Genomic DNA, 17,643 nt, shown 5'->3' on the forward strand with positions numbered 1-17,643 from the left:
TATGCCCTGGCCGGCCCCAGGCGGTTTACGGCCTGGTGGCGATGATCGCCTCGGTGCGGATCACCTCGTCGAACTGCCCGGAGGGGTTGAAGGCGAGGAGCGCTGCGCGCAGGTCCTGCTCGAAGGCGGCCTTCTGTTCGCCGAGCTGGGCGGGGCTGGAGTAGGAGAGGCTGAAGACCCAGCCGATGACCTCGTCCACGGTGCGGGTCAGGGTGTGGTCCCAGCGCGCGGTGTCGACCTGGGAGAACGGCGAGCGGGCGAGGACGTCCTGGTGGCGTTCCTTGGGGTGGGAGTAGGTGCCGGAGCCGGCGCGGCGCTCGGGGCCGAGGTAGCGGGTGCGGACCTCGTCGACGACGTGGCGCCAGTCGGCGGGCTCGAGGTCGCCGGGGGCGCCGCCGGAGGCGAGGACGATCGCTCCGCCCGGTTCGATGATCCGGTCGAGGTCCCGGGCGACCTGGTCGCGGTCCATCCAGTGGTAGGCCGCACCCATGACGGTCAGCAGGACGGGTCCGAGGTTCATCGCCGGGAGGGTAGTGGAGTCGCCCTCGCGCCAGTCGATGTTGGTGACGCCCTGCTCGGCGGCGAGGCGGCGGCCCTCTTCGAGCATGCCCTTCTCGGGGTCGACGGCGATGACCTCGCCGACGAGGGGAGCGAGGTCGAGGGCGATGATGCCGGGGCCGGCGCCGAGGTCGAGGACGCGCTGGGTGCCGTCGAGGCCGAAGCGGTCGGTGAGCAGGGTGTAGAACTCGGGCGCGTAGCGGGGCCGGAAGGCGGCGTAGTACGGCGCGGTGGACGCGAACAGCTCGTCGGGCGTGTACGAGGGGGTGGAGGAGGTCACGGGTCCAGTCTCTCGCGGGGGTGCGGTCAGGGTCGGGTGTTCGGTCAACGAACCGGAGCAGCGTTCAGGTGCTCCCACCAGTCGGCGAGGGGGCGGGCGCCGGAGCCCTCGCGGGCGACGGAGCCGTCGGGGTGGCGGTCGCGGGCGCCGAGGAGCTGCCGCTCGACGTCGTCCAGGTCCGGCCGGTCGAGGAGGTCGGGGGCGGGGTCGTCGACGGCGTTGAGCCACCGGTAGCCGTACTGCATCATCACGGCGAGCCGGTCGTGGCCGGAGTGGTTGAGGCCGCCGGCGTGCCAGGTGCGGTTCTCGAAGAGGACCGCGTCGTGGGGGCCGATGTCCGGTGTGATCGCGCCGGGCGGGTCGATGTCCCCCTCCGGGACTGTGACGGGCCCGGTGCGGGTGTGGCTGCCGGGCACGAACATGGTGAGCCCGGCGTCCGGGCCGGGGTCGGTGAGGAAGTACGCCACCTTGATCGCCAGGCGGGGTGTGTGCTCGGCGCCGAGGTCGGCCACGGTGGAGGACATGTCGCGGTGCCAGCCGTGCCGGGACGGCACACGGATGGTGCGCTGCTCGTCCGGCAGGGACGGCATGGAGATCAGGTTGCTCGACATCAGGTGGATGTTGGGGCTGAGCAGGCCGACGAGCGTGGGCAGCACGGCCGGGTTGGCGAGGAGCGGCAGGAAGGCGTCGTCCAGGGCGACGACGCCCCGGAAGCCGTCCTTGCCGTCGACCGAGCGGTCCCGGCCCGCGGTCCGGTCGGTGGTCAGGAGCCGTACGGCGGCTTCGGCCGCGCGGTCGCGGACCTCGGGGGCGAAGGCGCCGCGCAGGATGAGGAGCCCGTCGCGGTCGAAGGCGGCCAGCTGCTCCGGATCGGGTGCGAGCGGGGTGGTGGTCATCGCGGCTCCTTGAGCATCGAGAGCGCCTGGGCGGTGAGCGCGGCGGCGGACATGCCGCAGTGCTCCAGCAGGTCGGCGGAGGGCAGGGGGCGGCCGGGGTCGCGGTAGCCGACGACGCGGACGCGGGCGGCTTCGCCGCGGCCGGCGAGCAGGGCTCGTACGGCCGGGGCCTGCGTGACGGTGGCCAGCAGCAGCGGGACCCCGGGCGGGAACATGCGGGCGAAGGTGGCGGCGGGCAGGGCGGCGGGCCAGGTGTCCGGGTGGCCGAGGGCGGTGAGGTCGTTGACGTGCACGTAGCGGATGCGGGCGTCCGGGCGGGCGGCGGCGAGTCGACCGGCCGCGTCGGACAGCTCGCGGGCCGCGACGTCCCCGGCGGAGGCCAGGACGATGTCTGGGCTTCCGCCGGGGGTGCTGAGATGGGGCCAGATCGCGGCGCCGTTCGTCAGCTCTTCGCGGAAGGTGTCCGGGGGGAAGGTGAGGGTGTGGTGCTTGTCGGCGAGCAGGAAGTTCGCCCGGTCCCGCCCGGTGAGCATGACCGCGAGGACGGAGGCCGCGCGGGTGGCGTCGGCCGGGGTGTAGACGTGCACGGTGGGGTTCTCGGTCTCCAGCATCGCGGAGACGAGCCCGGGGTTCTGGTGGGTGTAGGTGTTGCGCCAGCCCAGCGAGGTGATCAGGTAGTTGATGTTCGCCAGCCCGCCCGTGCCGGTCGCGGTCTGCGCGCTGCGGTGCTTGATGTGCTGGACGAGCAGGCTGGTGTTGACCGCGGCGAACGCCTCGTACGTGGCCAGCAGCGCGTCGCGGCCGGTCTCGGTGTAGCCCTGCAGCCAGGCGTGGCAGATCTCCTCGTTGAGGATCTCGCTGGCCCACGTCGGAATCCCGCCGTCTGGGCCGTCGGCCAGGCAGATCCGGTTGGAGGCGGCCTCGTCCGGGCTGAACAGGCGGAAGGCGCCGGCGGCGGCGCGCTCGCGGATCACCGCGCTGAGCAGCGGCCACGCCTGATCTCCGCGGACGGCGAGCGGGGCCAACGGCGGGGCCGGGCGGTGCCGGGGCGGCGGGTGCGGCAGTGCCTGCCGTACGAGGTCGGACGGCTCCCCTCGGTCGGTGAACAGCGTGGCGGGCTCGTACGAGGTCAGCCACGCGGTGAGGGCGTCGAACTCCTCCCGGTTGTGGGCGGGTTCCTTCAGCGGGGTCTTGTGGACGGCCGGGGTTCCGGCGATCCGGCGGCCGGCGACTTCCTCGGGCCCGGTCGCGCCCTTGGGCATGGTCAGGACGAGCACCGGCTGGGGGCGGGCGACGCCGAGCGGGCGCAGCCGGGCGAACGCCTCGGCCAGGACCGTACGGAAGCCGGCCGTGTCGGAGCCGTCGTGGAGGAACGGCTCGTACCCCAGGCCGGTGAAGTACGCGCGCAGCTCGGCCTCGTCGAGCCCGGCCAGGACGGAGGGGCCGCCCATCCGCAGGCCGTTGGCCAGCACGACGGGCAGCACCGCGCCGTGCAGCCCCGAGCCGAGCAGCGCCCGCCGGGCCGTCCACGCCGCCGCGGCGGCGCCGGTCTCCAGCTCCCCGTCGCCGAGCAGTGCGACCACCAGGCGGTGTGGGGCGTCCAGGACCATGCCCTGCGCGACGGCGAGCGCCGGCCCGAGCTGGCCGCCGGTGTAGCGCACGCCGGGGATCAGCGGGGTGATCTCCCCGCCGTAGGCGCGGGTGTGCGGGAAGCCCGTGGCCAGCGCGCGCATGTCGGCCGCCGACCAGCCCGGTCCGCTGCCGGTCAGCGTGAGGGTCTTGGTCAGGTAGGCGTGGGCGAGCGCCGACGGTCCGGCGTGCCCGGCGCCGTGGACGACGAGGACCTCGCTGCCCGGGGGGCGCCATGCAGTGAGCGGCCCCAGGTGGGCGAGCATGAAGTTCACCGGCGGGCACACCCCCCAGTGTCCGCTCGGTGCCTCCTTCACGTCCTCCACCCTGAGCGGCCGGGCGGGCAGCACGTTGTCGTTCAGGTACAGCTGCGCGGCGCACAGGTAGTTCAGCGCCCGCCACGCGGCCGTGACGGCCGCGCCCGGCACGCGCGCCGCGGCGTGCGCGGCGGCCTGGCCCCAGTGGGGGAAGTCCCCCGGGCCTGCCGCGACAGCGGGCCCGGGAGCCACGACGGTCTCGCTCACCGTGCCGTTCCTTTCCGCGCGGCGACCGCGTCCACGGCGGCGGTGATCCGCCCGGCCCGGATCTCCTCGGTGCCGGCCTCGGTGACCAGGTGGAGGATCTGCGCCTGCTCGTGGGCGGGCACCGCCGCCCAGTCCAGCCCGGCCCGCTCCAGGGCGGCGGCCAGGTCCTCGGGCACGCTGCGCGGGGTACGGTCCCGCACGCCCTGCACCGTCAGCGGCACGCCGGTCACGCCGTCCGTGACGGCCGCGTACGGCACCGCGGCCTGCCCCCGCAGCGCGTAGGCCACGACGGTCTTGGAGCTGCCGGTGGGGAAGGTGACGCGCAGCTGGGCGCCGCGCTGGCCGACCGGTCCGCGGCAGGGCAGCAGCAGGAAGTCCCGGCCGCCGATCCGCTCCGGCCGCGCCACCACGTGCGCGATGTCGGCAGCGGCCGGCAGCGGCAGCAGGACCATCGGGTCCGGGCCCGCCAGAACGGGGACGGTGAGCTGGGGCGGGCGGGTGACGGCGATGATGCCGCCGGGGCCGCCCCCGGCACGCCGCGCCGCCTTGTGCGTGAACAGCGTCCGGTCCACCGTCGCGAGCAAGGTGTTGGTGAAGTCGTGCTTCCACCCCCTCTCCCGCTCGGAGGGAAGGTCCCCGGCAGTGACGAACATCAGGCCGAAGGAGACCGTCACCGGCAGCGCGGCGCCGAGCCGGTCCCGCAGGACCCCGAGGGCCTGGTGGAACTGGCCGGCGTCGTCCACGACGGCAGCGAGGATCACCTCGTCGCCGCCGAACGTCGCCGCGCAGCCGGAGTCGAAGGGCTGCTCGCGGAACCACTCGCGGGTCGTGGCCCCTACGGTCGCCATGACCTCGTTGCCGGCCAGGTGCCCGTAGGAGGTCGGGTTAGTGGAGTTCGTGCGCTCCACGTGGTCCTTCAGCCCGTCGACGTCCCCGATCGCCAGCGCCACCAGCCGCCCCGCCTCCAGGGCAGCGGCCAGGCAGCGCGGGATGTGGCTGTGGAAGTCCGGGAAAGCGACCAGGCCGGTGACCGCGTCCTCCCGGCTGCCCTCGCACCACGTGCGCAGCGGCAGCTGACTGGGGTCGAACAGCGGTACGGACGCAATCAGCGGATCGTGGGCAGGGGGCGTTGCCGGGCGGGACGTACGGGACGGCTCCATCAGCCGGCCACCTCCGATGTGATCGCCTCCACCGCCGCCCGGGCGGGCAGCAGCAGGAGGAGGGTGTTGAGGGAGTGCAGGCGCAGCGTGGACGCGGCCGGCATCAGGGGGCCGGTCGTGTGGTGACGGTCCACCCAGGCCGTGTGCCAACCGGCCGTCGCAGCCCCGCGCACGTCGGCGTTCACCGAGTCGCCGACGTGCAGTAGCTCCTGCGGCCGCAGCCCGCTGGCCCGCTCGACGGCCATGAACGCCTCCGGCTCCGGCTTGATCGCGCCGGTGCGCGCCGAGTAGAAGACCCCGTCCAGCAGCTCGCGGAACACGGCGGGTTCCTGCTCGGGAACCGAGGAGCCGAGCGCGTTGGTCATCGCGTACAGCGCGAAGCCCCGCGCGCGCAGCGCGGCCAGGGTGTCTGGCACGTCCGGGTACAGCTGCGGGTCCTCGGCCCGGCGCCGGGCCCGCTCCAGCACCTCGGTGAGCGCGCCCGTGAGCGCGGGCCGCCCGAAGTCAGCCGCGATCTCCTGGGCGAGGCCCTGCGGGGAGACCAGGCGCCGCTTGGCGCTCCTGCCCATGAAGGCGCGGGCCTCCTCCAGGGAGATGCCGAGTACCTCGGCGACCTGCCCGGTCGTCGCCACCGGCTCCGGGCGCACCAGCGTGCCGCCCATGTCGAAGCAGACCGCCCGCACCCCGGACCACATCGTTCGGCCGCTCATGACCCGATCTCCCACGCCGGGAGCGGCGAGGAGGTGACCGGCAGCGGGGCGAGCCCGGCGCCCGGCCCGGACGCCAACATCCCCGCCTCCACGTCGCAGGGCTCGGTGAACACCTGCTGCCGCAGCGGCTCCAGCGTCAGGTGCCACTCCACCGCCGGGACCTTGTCCCGGCAACACGTGCCGGCCAGCGCGAGCGCCGCCCACAGCCGGTCACCGTGCGGGAACGTCGCCATGCCCAGGCCAGCGGCGACCTCGATGGTGTGCAGGGAACGGGCCAGCCCGCCCGACCATCCCGGGTCGGTCTGCCACACGTCCACCGCCCCGCCGGTCAGCAGCCGCATCTGCTCGTGCTCGTCGACCGCGTGCTCACCAGCCGCCATCGGCACCCCGACCCCGGCCGCCCGCACCCGGCCCCAGGCGAAACCGCCCGGCTCCAGCAGCTCCTCGGCGAACGCGACCTCCAGGTCGGCCAGCACTGGCAGCAGGGCGAGCGCCTCATCCAGCCGGCACCGGCGCAGCCCGTCGACCATGAACCGGCCCTCGCCCGCCGCCTCCCGCAGCGCCCCCAGCACCCGGGCAACGGCTCGCGGGCCCTGGCGCAGCAGCTCCTTGGTGAGAGGCCACTTCTGCCCCCAGAACCCCTGCTCGGCGATCCACGCCGCCGCCTTCGCCGCCTCCGGACGTGCCGGGTCCAGGCCGAGCGCGGACGCGTACGCCGGCACCCGCTCCCGCACCGTGCCGCCCAGCAACTCCGGCACTGACCGGCCCGAGGCCCGCGACGCCAGATCCCAGCACGCCAGCTCGACCGCCGAGACGGCCTGCCGGGCGTGCGCCCCCTGCTGGTGCCGCCCGATCCGCGGCCGGTAGCCGAGCTTGCGCGGCGCCGCCGCATCGTGCCCGACCAGCCCGTCGGCGAGGGCGTCCACGACGAGCCGCGCCACACCCTCCCCGACCGGCGCGTGCCAGCCCGAGACCCCGTCACCGACCACCTCGATCGCGAACCGCGTCCGGTGCTCCGGCCACGACGGCCCCGCCGGCGCGACCGCCACCGCGGCCACCGCATCCGGTAACCCCTCCGGCAAACCGGCAGGCTGCCCGGCCACCGGCCACACTCGCACCGCCCTCACCATCGTCACGGCACCACCGCTGCGGCCGGCCATCAGATCCGCGCCCCGGCCAGCTGCTCCCCGGCGAAGGTGTACGCCCACGGCGAGCGGTAGTTCTGCCACCACTGCGGCCGCAGCCCCGTCTCCGCGAACAGCTCCTCGACCGCGCGGCGCATGGCCAGGTTCCACTCGATCGTGTCCGACCCCGGCGCCCGGTAGACGTCCATGAAGGGGTTGTGGGCCTGGAACGTCTGGAACCGCGGGAACGTCGTCGTCACCGGCACCAGCCGCTTCAGGTTCTCCACGGCCTCCTCGATCGGGTCCAGACCCACGATGTAGGTGAAGTCCGTGGTGATGCCCCGCTCCTTCGCCGCCCCGAGCGTGGCGACCATCTGGTCCACCGTCAGCGCGGCCTTGGACTGCTTGAGGATGCTCGCTCGGTTGGTGAAGCACTCCACCGTCAGCGTCAGGTGGAAGGGCCCGAGCTCGGCGGCCCGGTCCAGGCCCGCCTCGCTGGTGAGCACCGACGACAGGAAGTGCAGGGTCCCCTCGCAGTCAGTGCTGCGCATCGCGGCGCGCACGCCCTCCAGGTGCTCCAGGGCCAGGTGCTCGTAGAGGAAGCACCCGGTGCACACCGTGACGGTCTCGACCCCCGACAGGTCCGGCATCCCGGAGTTCGCCGCGAGGGTGGCGAAGTAGCCGGGCAGGTCGAGTTCGCGGATCGCCGGGTCCGAGGCGCCCTCCAGGGTGTTCGGGCAGAACGTGCACCCGACGCACTGGGACCGCTGGTTGGAGTTCAGGGTGAGCATCTTGGTGCCGTTGCGCCAGTAGCCCAGCACGGCGTCATCGTCCTCGATGCCGGTGACCGTGCCGACCCGCTCTCCGTGCAGCCGCAGCTCGTGCTCGTCGATCTCGAACGGCGAGTCCTCGCGGCCCAGGGAGAGGATCAGGTAGGACGGGTCGGTCGGCCGCGAGTCCAGCCCCAGCTGGAACCGCATCCGCGGCTTGTCCAGCGGTGAACGCGCCCCGCAGCTGTTCAGCGCGATGAGCAGTACGTCCTCGGGATTGATCTCCCACTCACGGGCTACCTCTTCCAGGTGGCTGACGGATTCGAGCATCGGCTTCCCTCTCTCGCCTGCGGAGTTGTGCACCTGCCCGGTTTCGCGCGCAGGTGCCGCGCGTGGCCTGGCCGACGACAGACGGTAGGCGTCTGGTCACCCCGATTGCTCACAGCTGTGAACAGTCGGAAGACAGGGGCCGGGTCACCCGCCAAGACCGCACTAGCCGCGCACGAAAACGTGCGCTTTCGCGTCCAGCGCCGTGCGAGGCGCCTCGCTGAGAGAAGCCAGAGGAGAGGACGGACGGACTGAGCTACCGAGTGATGCCCATCCGGTGCGCCAGGCCGCCGAGGTCCCGCTTCACGTGAGCGGGAAGACGCTTCCCAAGGAGGTAGCTGACCGAGTCCCCGATCAGCGCGTCGGCGTGGACCCTCTGCGGGGCGATGAGCTCCGCCCGAAGGAACCGCTCGGCGGCGGCCGACTCCTGGCCGCGGACATGGGCGAGCGCCCGGCCCAGATCGGAGTGGTAGACCGCCTGCCGACCGGGGGCGTTGATGATCTCTGGGTGAACCTCGGCTCCCGCCGTGATCGCGTCGCCGTGGTGCCCGAGGTCAGTGTTAAGGCTGACACGGTGGATCTTGACGTTCGTCGGCCCGAAGTTGAGATGGAACGCGCGCGTCTCCCCACTCAGCTCGGCCAGGCGCCCCGCCTCGGCCAGGTGCGACCGAACGTCGGAGGTGCGGTCGCCAGTCGGCCGGTTTCGATCCCTGGTGATGGTGGTGGCGGAGATCAGGTGGAGCTCACCGAGCAGCGCCTCCGCGTTCGGATGAGCGAGGTTCCGCTCCAGCAAGTTCACCGTGGCGGTTGCCTTGGACAACGCCTGTTCGGGGCTGCCAGCCGCCATGAGGATGTGCGTGGCGAAGAAACCGCTCAAGGCGGTATAGACGGGGTCCTCGAGTTCGGCGATGGCCTCGCTGGCCCGCGTCACGGCGATGAAGGCCAGGTCCATGTACCCCAGCGACTTCAACATGAGGGTGCACGCCGGGTGGTAGGCGTCGGCCAACAGCCTCAGCACCTTCATCCGCGCACGACCCTCGCTCGCCGCGACCGCCGCATGGAGATCGGCGAGCAGGGCCGGCAGCCTGACCGCCAAGGCCCCGTACTCCGCCGCGTGGTACAGCCGGTTCGCCCGACGGACCCGCGCCGCCAACCGGAGCATGGACTCCTCCGGCGGCCGTCGATCCGGCGGACTGCCCACAGCCATCCCCATCAGGGTGAGCCGCAGCTCCGGAATCGCAGCATGGGCCTCAGCAGCGTGCGGGTCGGCCGGGACGAAGGGCTGCCCGAGCAATTCCGCCGGCGCCACCTTCAGCGCGTCGGCGATCGAGTTGATGTAGGCGGGGTCCTTCAAGAGCCGCTGCCCGGACTCGACCATCGACAGATAACCGTTCGAAACGCCCGCCAGTCCAGCCAGCGCCCGTAAGGACAAGCCACGCTTGCCACGGAGCGTACGTACCCGCGTGCCGATCAGCTTGGCCAGCTGCTGCTGCCGCTCGTCCATCACCATCCGCCCAACTCCTGGATGATCCGTAGGTTAGGCCAGGTCCAGCCGTCGCAACGGGGCATTCCCCGAACAGGCAGTGATCACTTCATGCCGCAGCGCGCCGCGATGCCGCCCACAATGTCGGCATGGTTCCCGGCACGAGAGGACAGTACGCTCACCAGTTCGCGAGCGAGGGGTTCCAGCCTGGTGTGGAGCGGTGCGACAGACTCCGCCGTCACCAGGTCCGTGACCGCTTCCTCGAAGTGCTCGAGTCGTGCCCGCGCGGATGCGGTGAGCACCAGCAGACCGGCACGATCGCCGGCCGGGAGGCGGGCAGCCTCCACCGCGTAGTCAAGCACCTGGTCGAATGCGCCGCGCTCCGCGGCTGCGAAGGCCCTGGCGGACGCGACCGCGGACGCTTCGTCCGGACCGAGGACCATCGCCTCGGCCGCCTCCAGGAGCCGCTCACTCTCCGCTCCCTGCCCGAGAGAGGCGTGAGCGAGGGACAGCGGAAGCAGGACCTCGAAGGGGAGAGCAGCGTCCGTATCCGCAGCTCGGGTGACGGCGAGTCCGGGCTTCCCCATATCCATCAGCAACCTGACTTCCTCGACCATCGCCAGCATCAGGTCCTCCCCTGGAGGACGCACTTGGTGCAGCACGCTCCAGGCCAGATCGCGATATCCGATGCGGCGCAGCAGCCGCGCCACAGCGGTGTACGCCGCCGAGCTGAGCGAGGCTCCCACGTCGTTGCCAGGTTGGTGGACCGGCGAGCCGATCAGCTCCAACAACCTCGGAACCGCGGACGCGGCTGAGACGAGGTCTCCGCCATCATCGGCCGTTCGTATGGCTTCCACGAGTGCCGCCAGCTGTTCCGTATCAGTGTGGACGTGGCCCATTTCCCCCGCGAGCAGGCGGGCCAGATGACGACGTACGTGCCACGCAGTGGCGTGCACGGTGGCATGGTCCGCCCCGCACGGCGTGTACGGCTGGCTGGTCAGCTCGGCGGGGTCGAGGCGGAGGCTGGCCGCGAGCGTGCTCAACACGCGCCGCTGGTCAACCCAGTCTCTCCCCGACTCCAAGCTCTCGATCAGCTGCGCCGGAAGGCTTGAATGCGCCGCCAGTTCGGCCACGGTGAAACCTCGGCGTATTCGCCACTCAGCTAGGTGACGGCCGATTGGGGCGGGGCCGTCGCTAGTCATCTCCTGCGTCACCAGGGTGCTCATCCTCGGGCGGCGAAGCGCCGGTCGGGGGTCGGTCCCTTCTACGGGACCACATGGGCTTGGCGACGACACAGTAGCCACACAGAACTAGCCAAAGCGAATATGCCAGGTCCAGGCGTGTGGGAAACATCTAAGGCGGCAGCACCGAATGAGAGCCCGAACCTCGCGACTCGCCGCGCGAGCTCCCGCCGCTCGGTGCCTCAATGCCAGGCACAGCGGGGCAGGGCGTCGCCGGCGGCTCCATGAGGGCATTGTGCCGGCAGGAGCAGATGTAGCCGTGGAGTGTGTCCTAGCCGACGCGACGGCGTTGAACTGGTGAAGTGTCCCCTGGACTTAACGATTTCACCCCGGGCCCATGCGTTCGCCGATTTGCAGCGGCATGCCGGACGCGCGTCCGTGCATCACAAGATCCCCGTCCAGCGCCACGGCCGTGGCCCGCAGCGGCCACGGAGGCAGTCCACGCGGTGCTGGGCCTCGGCTCGCCACCGGGAGTTGGAGGCCGCGTGCTGGGCGGCGTAAGTCACCATGCGAAGTTCGCGAACGCCCGACAGGATGCTGTAGCCGGCCCATGCGGTGACGTCGTGGCCGTAGATGCCGCAGAACGCATCGTACTCGGCTGGCGTGACCGCGCCCGTGGTTCTGGCGCGCACCGCGGTGGAGACGAGATCCCACTCGGGCGGGCCGACCGAGAACCGCTCAAGGTCCATCAGCACCCATCCCCCCTGTGCGAGCCGTACGACGTTCCCAGGCCAAGCGTCACCGTGGACGGCTCTTTCAGGAAGCCCTGCGGGCAGGCCGGCGGTCCAGCGCTCCAGGAGGTCTTCGTACAAGCCCAGGAGCCACCGACGGTCGTCAGCTGGCAGGGTTTGCGCGGCGGACAGCCGCTCGGAGATACGGACGAAGGGGTCCAGGCGCCCGATGTCCAGGTCGGGGAGCGGAAGTGCGTGCAGCGCCCGGAGGGCCGCCGCAACGTCCTCGGTTGTGCCGTGCTCGTGGGCCCGAAGCTCTTCCCAGAACGTCACCACCCGACCTGCGGCCTCCACGGGTTGTTCGACGGACAGCGGCTTGACTACGGCGATCCCGCTCGATGCCAGCCACCTGGCTACGCTGATCTCCCGCGCAGCGGAGAGAGCGCGGTCGGGTGGCGCGATACGCGCGATGACGCCTCGGGGCAGCCGCCAGATCTGATTCTCCGCGATACGTATCGGTTCTGCGCCGCGGGCGTCTAGGGCGACCGCGGCGCACGCTGCCCGCAAGGCGTCGAAAGCTGGTGCCGAGTTCGTCATGGTCGCAAGGTAGCGGTGATGGCCTCCTGGAGGTGAGCCGCGTCCGGGATCTTCGAGTGCCGGCCAGCGAACTGGGCGAGCTGCCGTAGATCGTCTGCTGCGCGCAGGGAGGTGAGGTCTCCGCCGAGTTCCAGAGCCCTGTGCCCGATGGCCGCAGCCTCGCGTGGGTCGCCTCGCCGCATCACCAACGATGCCAGTTTCGTGCAGGACATCGCCTTGGACCGCAGGAACTGCGGACCATGCCCGCGTACGGCTGCTTGGAAGCGGTGTCCGGCCTGGGTTGGATCGTATTCGTCGATACCCACGGCGAGATCCCAAAGTGCGTGGGCGGTGTCCCCGTTGTGCTGGGCTTCGTCGTAGTACGCCATCCACGGCGGGTCGTCTTCGGGGCGTCGTTGCGCGAAGGCATCGTCGGCCGCGCCGACGGCAGCGATCGTCTCCTGCACGTTGCGGAGTTTGCCGAAGGCGCGCGCCCTGGCGGTGTGCAGCATGGCCCGCTCCGAGGCGGTCAACCGGTCCTGACGAACCAGTCCCTTCTCGGCGTTGGTCAGGCCGTCGTCGGCGTCACCGGTCCAGATGGCCTGCCGAGCCAGGAAGCTGTACCCCTTCGCGCGCAGGTGCCAGTGCTGTCCTTCCTCCGCGCACTCCACGGCGACCTTGAAAGCAAGGCGGGCTTCGTCGTGCCGGTAGACGTCGAACTGGCTCCCGCCGGCGACGAGGCCGAGTCGTGCGACAGCTCCGAGAAAGTCGGGGCGTAGGGAAGGGGGGCAATCGGCGGACAGAAGGCCGATGGCCCACTGCATCGAGTTCGTGGCCAGATGTCCGACCAGGCCACCGCCACCGTGGGTGTTGTCCCAGCTGTGCAGGCCAGCGGCGATCTCCTGCAACTGACGGATCTCCTTGGAACTGATCTTGTCGGGGATGGTGAGCTGGGTGGCCGGTGAGAGCAGGGCGGAGAGGTCTAACGGAGCGAGAGCCAGCAGGCCGCTGCTGATGGTGAGGAATCGTCGACGGTGCACAGAGTCAGGGCTCCTGGTTGACGAGGATGGGGCTCCTTTCTCCAGCATGCGTCCTTGCGGCTGCGGAGCGGATCCTTCCCCGGGGAGCGGGCGGCGCTTATCCGCATCGCGGCCATGTTTATCCGCATCCCCGAATACCATGCCCCACGCCCGGGTGAAGAGGCCGTCCGATCCAAGGGCGGCGTCCAGCCGAGGAGGCAGGTCCTCCGGACATCGGTAGATGCCCTTCTCGATCTTCAGGAGGACATCAACGCTGACCTGCACTTTTCTGGCGAATGGTCCCGCCGTCGAGAACCCCGCCGCCTTCCGCCTCAGACGTAGCTCGTGACCGAACCACGCTTCCGGGGACTGGGTGGGGTCGAGGACCTTCTCTGGTTGCGGCATGCGGCTCCTGACCTCCTGATGCGGATTCCGCGAGACATCCGCATCACCCACTGCACGCGCCCCTCGCGTGCTGCCTCAATAGTTGCTGACCGGTGCAGAACCAGTACACACCGCAACCGGAGGCCCGAGGAGGGGTTCCGGTCAACGAACTGGACTTGGACATGGTGGACCTTCTCAGTGCGCCTCCGCTCGGCACCCGGGGTACGGCAAAGGCCGTACCGGGACAGCTGTCACAGGACCTGGAGCTGTCTGAGAGGGCCATCCATCACGCCAAGAGAATCGTCATGGAGAGCGTCTGCATGTGGGGGTACGAGGAGCTGGCGTTCAACGTCGGCTTGGTTGTGACCGAGCTGTTGACCAACGTCATGCAGCACGCCAACGTGCCCGACCGCGGTGCGGGGAAACGAGCTCGTTGCGTCATCCAGGCCCTGCCCACGGGCGGCTGCCTGGTCGCCGCCGTCCACGACGACGACCCGACGATGCCACAGGAACGGCCGGCGGCCACCGACGCTCTCGACGGAAGAGGTCTGCACCTCGTCCGCGAACTCGCGCACAGTGTGTCGTTCGCGCCGGCGCAGGGGGGAAAGGACGTGGTCGCCGTCTTCTCCCTGGACTACGACCGCGAGGAGGCGGCGTGAGGGCACAGGCTCTGCTGGGCTTGCGCACGGGCCGGGTCGCCGCACGGCTCCCGGCCTCCTCCGATCCGGTCTCGCGTCTACGGCATGGGTGTGACGCGGGTGCAGCAGCGCGGGAGACGGTCGCCCTCGTCCTGGACGAGGATTCACCCCTTCCCGAGACACCCGAGGACGTCAACGCTCTGGTGATGCGTTTGCGCGGGCACGTGGAGATTCTCCACGCCGCACTCGAAGGCCCCCATGCCGAGCGCCTTGTGGCGCAGGCACATCGGCTCGCGCAGCAGGAAGCCCCCGACGGCTTCGTGCCGTCCCAGGTCTCCGAGGCCACTCAGGCGGTGGCGAAGGCCCGGGGTGACGGCAGCGCTCCTGTTCCGGCGGGAGGCGTGCCGGCCCCCGGTCCGGCAGGCCGCCGCCGGTGGGGGCCAAGGGGAAGCGTTGCTCGCAGTGAAACTCTGACCCTTGGGGCAGCGACGCTGATCCTCTCTCCTCTGACGGAGCCCTCGCTGAGCGCCGCGTCAACGCCCGGGCACGCCGTCATTAGGCGCCAAACGGCCGTCTCAGCAGGCGTTCTGTGGAGTGTTCACAGCTGTGAGCATCCGCTCGGCGCAGGTGACTACGGTCAACGTCCTCTCCGGGCTCGGACCGCCTGTTCGCGCCCATTCGTGGCAACTCCCTCCGACCGCAGTGCTACGCGAGGTGATGAGACGTGCTGGGGCTGACGGCGCAACGGGCGATGGTGCTGCTAGTCCTCTCGCGTGCGATGGCGGTTCTGGTGGAACGGCAAGCCGGTCTACGGACGCTCCGACGCGGCACGCCAGTAGTTGGCAAGCATCTCGCTCGGCCAGGCCGGCTGGCGGACGGCACCTTGGGGCCCCATCTCCTGGAAGTACGGAGCCAGGTCCACGATCGGCGTCCCGTCGACCGCATCGAGATCCGTCACCAGGAGGTCGCGACCGTCCACGCCCAGCAGTCTCGGATAGCTGACAGCCAGTTGGTTGGGGCGCCGGTGGTTGCGGTGGACGAATGTTCCGGTCGCCGGCCACTGCGGGTTGCCACGAGGGCTGCGGGCGTGGAGTTGGACGTCTTCGGGCTGCGCCAGGTGGAATCGCCATGTCACCGTCAGGTGGGAAAACTCATCGATGCCCTGGAGGGTTTCGAGGGGGTATGCCTCGTTGAGTCGGATGACCGACTCGACCCCGCCTTGGTAGTCGTCCTGAACGCGGGTGTGGCCACCGACGACCCTGGCGATCGATTCGACCTCGTACGTAGTCACCGGTACTGGTTCCTCTTCCTGGGAGACGCGGATCCACGAGCTGCCGCAGGGTGCCACAAGCACGTGTCGCGATCAGCCTATGGCCCGCAGCATGCTCCGTGCCCGGTGATCCAGTTCAGTGACGTGGCGACCCCCGCGTCGCCGGACGGGCGAGAGATCACTTCGGATACGGACGATGACATCGCGGGCACGACCGGACTGGACGCCCGTCATGGCGTCGAGTGCCTGGTTCCAGGTAGCGCATGCCTCGTCGAGGCGTCCTTGCTGGACCTGGACGGCGCCGAGATAGCCGAGCGTGACGCTGTGGGTTCGGGCGTACTGCTGGCGTCGGCGGGTGGCAACGCTGCGCTTGAAGTGGATCTCCGCGTCGAGGGCCTGGCCCATGTCGCGCAGAGAGCAGGCAGTCTCGTGGGCAAGGGAGGCTTCCTGGAAGAAGCTGACGCGGGGCGGCGCTTCATTGGTGTCGGCGCGGGCGAGGTCCCGCTCTGCGCGGCTGATGGCCGCGAGGGCGGCAGCCCGGTCGCCGTCGGCCGCGAGTGCGCGTGCGTGGACGATCGCCAGCAGCGCCTTCTCGCGGTGGCTGGCCTGGCCGTAGTGGTCGCGGGACATCGAGGCGTCGGCCAGGGCCAGCGCCCTGCGTGGATGCCCGAGGTCTACCGCTTGGTGGGCAAGGGCGCGCAGTACGTGGCCGCCGAGCGGTCCGTCTCCAGCTTCCGCCGCGATCCGGGCGGCGATGGTGAGGTAGCGCTGAGCGGTGCGGTGTTCGCTGGCGTCGAAGGCCATCCAGCCGGCGAGGTAGGTCATCTCCGCCACGGCCGAGTAGGCGTCGCGGCGCAACTGGTCTGTGCGGAATCGACCGCCGAGCAGCGGCACCGCTTCATCGAGCAGGTGGCTTGCCAGGGCTTTGCGGCCGGAGGCGCCACCTCGTTGCTGGTCGCGTGCGGAGTAGTAGACCGTGAGGTCGCGGATGTCGTCGATGTCCGCCTGTGTAACCGGGCGCGGCGATGTCTGCCGGCGGTTCGCCGCTGCGGCAGGGGCGGCTGCCCACCACGAGGCTGCGGGCAGGGTGAAACCGGCCGCAGAGTAGGCGGCGGTTGCCAACAGCTTGCGTCGGTGCATGTCGAGATCGTCGCTTCCCAGCTCGGCCAGTGCGGTCAAAGGGTCGACGCTCCAGTCGGAACCGCTGTCGGTCGTGCCTGTCGGCTCTTCCTCCAGCCCGAGGTCGGCCAGGGTGAGGCGGCGGCCGAGTCTGCGGGAGAGCGTCTCGCGCAGAATATGCGGCGCTCTGCCACTCGGCTTTGTGCCCTGGACCCACATGGCGATGTGCGAGCGGGAGATCGCGTCGAGTTCGCGCACTCCGCTCTCCGCGGCCACACGGGCAACCGCGGCGGCAGCTTGTGGCTGGGACCAGCCTGCTTCGCGCAGAAGTGCGGCGAAGGCGACGTTCCGTTCACGGGCCATGGAATGCCCCTCGGTTCCGAAATGATCTTTGACGCCTTTGACGGCCCTGCGGGCGGTACGGGCATACCGCTCGGCAGCGATTCACGGTTCGCTCAACGTAGCGGCCAGATCACGCACTTCGCACGCCGGTCGTCGGTGACACCCGGCGACTTCGGCTCACTTTGGCTTGATCCGAACAGGAGTTGTGTCATGCGCCTTTCGCTGAGCCCTCGCCGAGGTGACAGCCAGCTCGTAGGCGACCATGGACGGCGAGAGGCCGGCACCGTGGCGTCGATGCCGGAGCGCGATCACGTGGTAGCCGCGTCGGAGACGGTGACGCTCGTACTGGGCGAGGATTCGCCGTTGCCCGAAAGCGCTGCCGATGTGGAAGACCTTGTTCGCCTTCTGCGCGGTCATGTGGCCCAGTTGGGAGCGCGAACCGCTCCGGGCAGCCCGGCCCTGCTGGGCGCGCAACGGCTCTGCTCCGAACGCATCCCGGAGGGGTACATGCCCAGCCGGGTGTACCTGGTCCAGCTCGCCGAAGCGACTCAGGAACTGGTGGCGTATGTGGAACGCGTCGGCCCCCAGGCGATGCTCCCAGGGCGCAGGCGGCGTTGGCGGAAGCCGCGGATCAACGTGCTGCGCGGGGCGGTTTTCGCTGTTGCCCTCGCTTGCTTGGTGTTGGCCGCTTCGGTGCCGCGGACGTGACGGCAACCGGAGCCGTCGTCATCGGGCTGATCCTCGTTCCGATGGCCTGGCTTGTTCTTCGCGGCGAGCACGCAGCCGACCAGGCTCCGGCCGGCGAGGAGTCCCTGCCGTCTAGAGTCCCCCCTTCCCCGCCCGGGTGACACCGGTGCCTCTCGTTCCTACCGTTCCCGGCCGCTGCGGCGGCCCCGAAGCTGACCCCGGATCCGCGGGGCTG

Annotated in this window: 15 protein-coding genes; 2 read left to right on the forward strand and 13 right to left on the reverse strand. The window is 70.8% G+C overall.

Going from position 1 to position 17,643, the window contains the following annotated elements; genetic code table 11:
- Nucleotides 1–25: 25 nt before the first annotated feature.
- The 11 genes from IG88_RS0125620 to IG88_RS0125670 all read right to left on the reverse strand — a co-directional run bounded on the left by IG88_RS0125620 (nt 26) and on the right by IG88_RS0125670 (nt 13,373).
- Nucleotides 26–838, reverse strand: a complete 813-nt coding sequence (locus tag IG88_RS0125620) for a class I SAM-dependent methyltransferase (RefSeq protein ID WP_031045710.1) — start codon at nt 836–838, stop codon at nt 26–28.
- Between the two features lie 44 nt (nt 839–882).
- Nucleotides 883–1,734 carry a phytanoyl-CoA dioxygenase family protein gene (locus IG88_RS0125625; RefSeq protein WP_031045711.1) on the reverse strand — a complete coding sequence of 284 codons (852 nt, stop codon included), beginning with the start codon at nt 1,732–1,734 and terminating at the stop codon, nt 883–885.
- A complete protein-coding gene (locus IG88_RS0125630; RefSeq protein WP_031045712.1) occupies nt 1,731–3,887 on the reverse strand; it encodes a phosphoketolase in 2,157 nt (718 codons plus the stop codon). Before IG88_RS0125630 ends, IG88_RS0125625 begins: the two co-directional genes overlap by 4 nt.
- Nucleotides 3,884–5,047, reverse strand: coding sequence for a hypothetical protein (locus IG88_RS0125635; RefSeq protein ID WP_031045713.1), 1,164 nt, complete (start codon nt 5,045–5,047; stop codon nt 3,884–3,886). Before IG88_RS0125635 ends, IG88_RS0125630 begins: the two co-directional genes overlap by 4 nt.
- Entirely contained in the window at nt 5,047–5,757 is a 711-nt protein-coding gene (locus tag IG88_RS0125640) for an HAD family hydrolase (protein ID WP_031045714.1), read from the reverse strand. Before IG88_RS0125640 ends, IG88_RS0125635 begins: the two co-directional genes overlap by 1 nt.
- A complete protein-coding gene (locus IG88_RS0125645) occupies nt 5,754–6,806 on the reverse strand; it encodes an enolase C-terminal domain-like protein (RefSeq protein ID WP_234332282.1) in 1,053 nt (350 codons plus the stop codon). Before IG88_RS0125645 ends, IG88_RS0125640 begins: the two co-directional genes overlap by 4 nt.
- Nucleotides 6,807–6,916: 110 nt before the next feature.
- Nucleotides 6,917–7,981 (reverse strand): radical SAM protein, encoded by a 1,065-nt coding sequence (locus IG88_RS0125650; protein WP_031045717.1) that lies wholly within the window; start codon nt 7,979–7,981, stop codon nt 6,917–6,919.
- A 253-nt stretch (nt 7,982–8,234) separates the two neighbouring features.
- On the reverse strand, nt 8,235–9,488 hold the full coding sequence (locus IG88_RS0125655; protein ID WP_234332283.1) for a helix-turn-helix domain-containing protein: 1,254 nt from the start codon (nt 9,486–9,488) through the stop codon (nt 8,235–8,237).
- Between the two features lie 77 nt (nt 9,489–9,565).
- Complete coding sequence (locus IG88_RS0125660; RefSeq protein WP_051852048.1) at nt 9,566–10,687, reverse strand: helix-turn-helix domain-containing protein; 1,122 nt, start codon at nt 10,685–10,687, stop codon at nt 9,566–9,568.
- A gap of 398 nt (nt 10,688–11,085) precedes the next feature.
- Nucleotides 11,086–11,970, reverse strand: a complete 885-nt coding sequence (locus tag IG88_RS39050) for a phosphotransferase family protein (RefSeq protein WP_031045725.1) — start codon at nt 11,968–11,970, stop codon at nt 11,086–11,088.
- The gene (locus tag IG88_RS0125670) at nt 11,967–13,373 is read right to left on the reverse strand and encodes a helix-turn-helix domain-containing protein (protein ID WP_234332286.1); all 1,407 of its coding nucleotides are present in this window, start codon (nt 13,371–13,373) and stop codon (nt 11,967–11,969) included. The genes IG88_RS39050 and IG88_RS0125670 overlap by 4 nt, the downstream gene beginning before the upstream one ends.
- Before the next feature lie 92 nt (nt 13,374–13,465).
- On the opposite strand from IG88_RS0125670, the gene IG88_RS40330 reads away from it, so the two are divergent.
- Entirely contained in the window at nt 13,466–14,011 is a 546-nt protein-coding gene (locus tag IG88_RS40330) for an ATP-binding protein (RefSeq protein ID WP_158854058.1), read from the forward strand.
- A gap of 787 nt (nt 14,012–14,798) precedes the next feature.
- Here the strand turns inward: IG88_RS40330 and IG88_RS0125685 are convergent.
- Both IG88_RS0125685 and IG88_RS0125690 read right to left on the reverse strand, forming a co-directional pair.
- Complete coding sequence (locus IG88_RS0125685; RefSeq protein WP_031045740.1) at nt 14,799–15,281, reverse strand: SAM-dependent methyltransferase; 483 nt, start codon at nt 15,279–15,281, stop codon at nt 14,799–14,801.
- Between the two features lie 72 nt (nt 15,282–15,353).
- A complete protein-coding gene (locus IG88_RS0125690; protein ID WP_031045743.1) occupies nt 15,354–16,742 on the reverse strand; it encodes a hypothetical protein in 1,389 nt (462 codons plus the stop codon).
- A gap of 21 nt (nt 16,743–16,763) precedes the next feature.
- Between IG88_RS0125690 and IG88_RS44455 the strand changes: the two genes are divergently transcribed.
- The gene (locus IG88_RS44455) at nt 16,764–17,429 is read left to right on the forward strand and encodes a DUF6415 family natural product biosynthesis protein (protein WP_234332287.1); all 666 of its coding nucleotides are present in this window, start codon (nt 16,764–16,766) and stop codon (nt 17,427–17,429) included.
- Nucleotides 17,430–17,643: the final 214 nt, after the last annotated feature.

This window comes from Streptomyces sp. NRRL F-5650 (assembly GCF_000721365.1).
In the GTDB taxonomy this organism is placed as follows: domain Bacteria; phylum Actinomycetota; class Actinomycetes; order Streptomycetales; family Streptomycetaceae; genus Streptomyces; species Streptomyces ardesiacus.